Below are 5,011 nucleotides of genomic sequence, written 5' to 3'. Positions count from 1 at the left end.
TTTTCATTTAATTACATAGTTATTTATTACGTATAAAAACATAAAAAACAATACTTTAATCTATTTGTGTTAGAATCTAATCTCAACTAACCTAAACAAATATGCACAAGAGGATCAGCTAAATGAGCGAGAAATCAAAAGATTGCGAAAAAGTGACGTGTAGTAACTGTGCTGACGCTAACGATCTCGAGTTTGATTTTTCTATGGCTTTTCAACCGATTATAAACTGTAAAACTAATCTTATTTATGGCTATGAAGCGCTGGTTAGAGGTTTAAATGGCGAGTCTGCTTATTCTATTATTTCAAAAGTGAATGAAGACAACCGCTATGCATTTGATCAGCTTTGTCGTATTAAAGCCATTCAACTAGCCGCAAAGCTGGGCATAACATCAATGCTAAGCATTAACTTTTTACCTAATGCTATTTATAAACCTGAGCGATGTATACGCACCACACTCGAAGCTGCAAAAAAGTATAACTTTCCAATTCAAAATATTATGTTTGAATTTACTGAAGTTGAAAAAATAGAAGACACCGCACACATTAAACGCATTGTTGATTACTATCAGTCTCTCGGATTTAAAACCGCCACTGATGACTTTGGTGCAGGTTATTCTGGTTTAAATCTACTGGCTGACTTTCAAACAGATATTATCAAGCTTGATATGGCGCTCATACGCGATATTAACAACGACAAAAAACGCCAACTAATAGTAACTCATTGCTTAAATATGTTTCGCGATTTAAACATCACCGCACTAGCTGAAGGGATTGAAACGGTAGAAGAATATAAGTGGCTTAAAAACGCAGGTGTTGAGCTTATGCAAGGGTATTTATTTGCCAAACCAAGCTTCGAAAACTTGCCTGAGGTAAACCTAATTTTTTAATTAGGAAAACCAACAACATCTAAACACTTTATTACAATCATTTAATTGCCTTATAAAACCTCACAAATATAATACCCATTCTAGTAACAAACTTACTTAATTATAAGAAGGGATACTTATGCGCTTTTTAATGCCACTCACTTTACTCGCACTTAGCTGCACAGCGTCTGTAAACGCCGAGCAGTCAGAATCAAAACAATGGTTTAACTCTATAAACTACGCAAAAATTGATTCTGATTATTACAACGATGATGTGTACGGGTTATCAACTCACTATTACTTTGAGAAGCAGCAAAATTCAGGTGTGTGGGATGATTTTGGCTACTTAGATACAGATAGCAATATAGGCTTAAATTATTTTAATTCAGATGGTTATAGTGGAAAAGGTATTTTTGGAGAAGGCTTTTACGGCAATGCTTTTGCAACTTTTGAACTACCTAATATTGGTGATGCCGACAACTATTCACTAGGTTTAGGTTACTTATTTGCTGATTCACTAAAAGTATCTGTACGTATGTTAGATTATGAATATAGCGATACAGTTTATTTGTTTAAAGCTCAGTATAATCATGAAATTAACGACACCGACTACATTGGTTTTACTGTTGAAACAGATGATGAAACAGAGTCGTGGGACCTATCATCACGTTACTTTGCCCATCTTTATGATGACAGCTATTTTGCTGTAAATGTTGACTATCTAGATGTTGGCGACGACTCAGTTTTTAATGTACTCGCAAACTATTACTTCAATAAACATGTTGCAGTCGGTATTGGCTCAAACGATTCTGATTTAGTGATTGAAGGTAAGTACTTTATTAATGATAGCTACTACTTTACAGCTAATTACACTGATAATGATAACTACGATGTATACAACCTTAGCTTTGTAGCCCAATTTTAATAAGTACAAAAAAGCCGCCTTACTGGGGTCACTTCAGTCAAACAAGGCGGCTTTTACTAAACAACTATAACTACATATTACCAAGCTCTATCATCATTGCTGTGTACATACGTAAATTCAGTTCAAGTTGCTCAAGTGTCATAAATTCATGCTCTGAATGACCTGTGTAGCGCTTACCCGGCATTGAAGGGCCAAACGATACAGCATTATCAAACAGCTTTGCGTTAGTGCCACCACCTATTGATACAAAGTCAGCTTTTTCGTCGCCCGTAAAATGCTTGAAAATATCAAGCAGCTTTTGCGCATGTGGCGCGCCATCAAGTAGCATAGGTGTGCCAATAATTGTTTCTATGTTAGCAAGTGTTACATTGTTAGTAGCTTGCCAATTAGCGAGTGCATCATCAATTTGCTTTTGTAATACAGCTTCGTCTTTACCCATTGGGCGACGTGCATTTACAGCAAGTGTTAGCGCATTACCATCGCGCTCAATAACGGTTGGTGCCACTGTCATTGGGCCCATAAAGTCGTGCTTGTAAGCTATTTCGCCAAATTGTTTACCGTGAATGTCTAAACCAATTAACTGATTCACAAAGTCGATTAGCTCGCCGTCACTGTTATTTTCAAGCTTCACACCTTTAAATAACTCAGCTAAATAAGCAATAGCATTTATACCCGACTCCGGCTCAGATGAATGCGCCGACATACCTTTAACGCTTATTGCTAAACCATTACTTTTTTCACTAAAGTTAAATTCAACTTTATTTAATGTTTTAGCTTTTGCTTTTAATGTATTAATAAGTGCCGCGTCTGCATTGTGAAGCACTAAGCTGGCGTCTTCTGGAATTTGGCTTCTAAACGCACCGCCAGTTACATCCTTTACATATAAACCCGTTTGTGGTGATGTTGCATTAAAAGTAGGTGCAATTAAGCTCCAGCCTTTCTCGGCAACCACTACAGGGTATGATGCATCAATCGTTACTGCATATTTTGGTTGTTCATACGTTTTCATAAATTGAGTAAGCGGACCCCAATCAGACTCCTCAGCAAGGTAAATCATAAGCTCAATACGGTTATTAAGGGTTATGCCTTTATCTTTAATTGCTTTCATGGCGTAAAGCGCTGTTGCTATTGCACCTTTGTCGTCCTCAGTACCACGACCAACTAATTTACCCGGTTCAGATGTATCAATAATAAAAGGGCTTTGTTTCCATTTACTTGCATTAGCAGGTTGCACGTCGCCGTGGGTTACTACCGTTACTTTTTCGCTTTGCTCGCCCATACCAATTAATACGGTGTAGCCTAAATCTTGGTAGTCAAAACCAAGCTCTGCGGCTTTCATTTTTAAAAGTGCTTTAAAGCCAATAAAATCGGGATTTTGAGGAGTGCTAATGTCGCTTTTATTAACCGTCGGAAAAGCCACTAAGTTAGTTAGTGTGTGTATTTGAGCATTTTGGTAGGTATTTACTGCGTAATCGGCAACGCTATCAATATTTTTATTTAACTGCGCATGTGCGCCAAATGCAAATAAAGCAATACTGGCTAAAGCTAACTTTTTCAAAACAATTCCCATTTAATTAATAGCTAAGAGCGGTAATTATAACGCTATGAGTTACTTACTTATAGCTCTTTACGCCAAACGCGCAGATTACTTAAGGTAAATAACCTGAACTCTGGATAATAAATCTATCTCAAGCAGCTATTTCTAGCGCTAACTGCGTTGAACTTACTTGCAATAGGCCAGCTATTGACGCGTAAGTTCGCCTTGTTTTCACTGAAAATCTCTGGCTAGAGAAAATAAATTTAAATATCACTATAGTTCAATACGCTGGTAAACCTCTTACCCAGAGTTCATGTTAAATATTTATATAGCAGCTTTTATGAGGATGACTGTATAATGCGCGACTTAAAATTAAGAGAGTATTTAATTGTGAACCGTCGTAAAAAAATCGTCACTAAATTTCAAAAAAAAGATAAACGCACTAACGCTAAACTACATAAAAGCAACAAACCCTCTTATGTATCAAAAGCTGAGCGCGAAAAACTAGCTGAGCAAGAAAATAATGAGCCACAGGTAATCCAAGAGTAACTTTACGTTACCTGTTGCTTTGATAATTTAAAGTGGCAAAAGTACCGACCACTTACATAACCAACCACTGCCGTGGCAACTATAAGTTCAAACGTAGCTAAGTAATTAACTGTATCTACATATGGCATTGCGAGGTTTATACTTTGCATCCAGTCTTTCATTTTAAATAATGCAGTTGCCCCAATAACCATTGGAAATGTAAAAGCAGCGTAGCTCGGCGTAAAAGGTCTGCGTAATAACTTTATAAATAACACATAAACAATCAGTGTTTTTATTATCGCTAATATAAATAATGCCCCCACTATAACAAGTGACGGATTAGCTAAAACATGAAAATACCCCGCTAATGTTAAACTGGCAGGCGCTGCTAAAATGGCGAGTGTTGGCTGTATTTCGTAGTCACTTTTTAATGCTAATAAAAAACGATAAAACATAATTGGCAGCATTATAGCGTACGTTGATATACCAATAACTAATGCGCTATAAGCTAACCACGCTAATGTCGGATTTCCCGAAAAAGTAACATCTGCAATAATTATCCCCACTGGTGGCACAAACCAGCTAGGCGCCATATCTTCAAAATTAAACTTTTTTGCTCGCTGGTATAAAAAACTCACCAAAAAGGTTAGATAAAACCCACATAATGTCGCCAGCTAATTGGTTAAATTGCCCAACTGAGTTTGAAATAACAAGATTAGCCATTGCAAATGTAGGGATCACACTTCCTGCAACTGGGTGTGCTAAATCGGCTTTTAATAAATGAGGGTGTAGTAAAAACTTAGCAGCCAAAAGTAAAACTAATACGCCAGCTAATACCGCTCCCAAAAATTGCCCTTGGGAGTTTAAATTAAAAACGTTTTCCCATGTCCATCCCATACTAGCAATACCCAAAGCTAAACCGGCCATAGCTGTTGGCGCACCCATCACTTTATTTTTAAATTGCTTAAACACTGTACTTCCTAATCATTGGGTGATGAACAAGTTACTGCTTTTTACTGCATTGCCTTAAAATAACGCTGTAAAATTAGTACAAGCGTGCTTAATAGAACGCTTTTTGCGTACAAATATTTCATAAAAATAAGTTTACGGCTTACATATTAAAGCGTATGAAAAAAGCCATAACACAGTTATGGC

General features: G+C 36.9%; 4 protein-coding genes and 1 pseudogene. 3 read left to right on the top strand and 2 right to left on the bottom strand.

Going from position 1 to position 5,011, the window contains the following annotated elements:
- Window positions 1-122: 122 nt before the first annotated feature.
- Both H5072_RS11730 and H5072_RS11725 read left to right on the top strand, forming a co-directional pair.
- Window positions 123-887, top strand: coding sequence for an EAL domain-containing protein (locus tag H5072_RS11730; RefSeq protein WP_182693615.1), 765 nt, complete (start codon window positions 123-125; stop codon window positions 885-887).
- Window positions 888-1,005: 118 nt separating this feature from the next.
- Entirely contained in the window at window positions 1,006-1,791 is a 786-nt protein-coding gene (locus tag H5072_RS11725) for a putative porin (protein ID WP_182693614.1), read from the top strand.
- Window positions 1,792-1,861: 70 nt separating this feature from the next.
- On the opposite strand, the gene H5072_RS11720 is transcribed toward H5072_RS11725, so the two are convergent.
- Window positions 1,862-3,349 carry a dipeptidase gene (locus tag H5072_RS11720; RefSeq protein ID WP_182196875.1) on the bottom strand — a complete coding sequence of 496 codons (1,488 nt, stop codon included), beginning with the start codon at window positions 3,347-3,349 and terminating at the stop codon, window positions 1,862-1,864.
- A 336-nt stretch (window positions 3,350-3,685) separates the two neighbouring features.
- Here H5072_RS11720 and H5072_RS11715 point away from each other — a divergent pair, with 336 nt between their 5' ends.
- Window positions 3,686-3,877 carry a DUF2986 domain-containing protein gene (locus H5072_RS11715; RefSeq protein ID WP_182693613.1) on the top strand — a complete coding sequence of 64 codons (192 nt, stop codon included), beginning with the start codon at window positions 3,686-3,688 and terminating at the stop codon, window positions 3,875-3,877.
- A gap of 2 nt (window positions 3,878-3,879) precedes the next feature.
- Here the strand turns inward: H5072_RS11715 and H5072_RS11710 are convergent.
- A pseudogene (locus tag H5072_RS11710) lies at window positions 3,880-4,828 on the bottom strand (TDT family transporter).
- Window positions 4,829-5,011: the final 183 nt, after the last annotated feature.

The sequence above is a fragment of the Pseudoalteromonas sp. SR45-5 genome (assembly GCF_014163565.1).
GTDB classification, from domain to species: Bacteria; Pseudomonadota; Gammaproteobacteria; order Enterobacterales; family Alteromonadaceae; genus Pseudoalteromonas; species Pseudoalteromonas distincta.
This window is presented reverse-complemented; position numbering and strand designations above follow the sequence as displayed.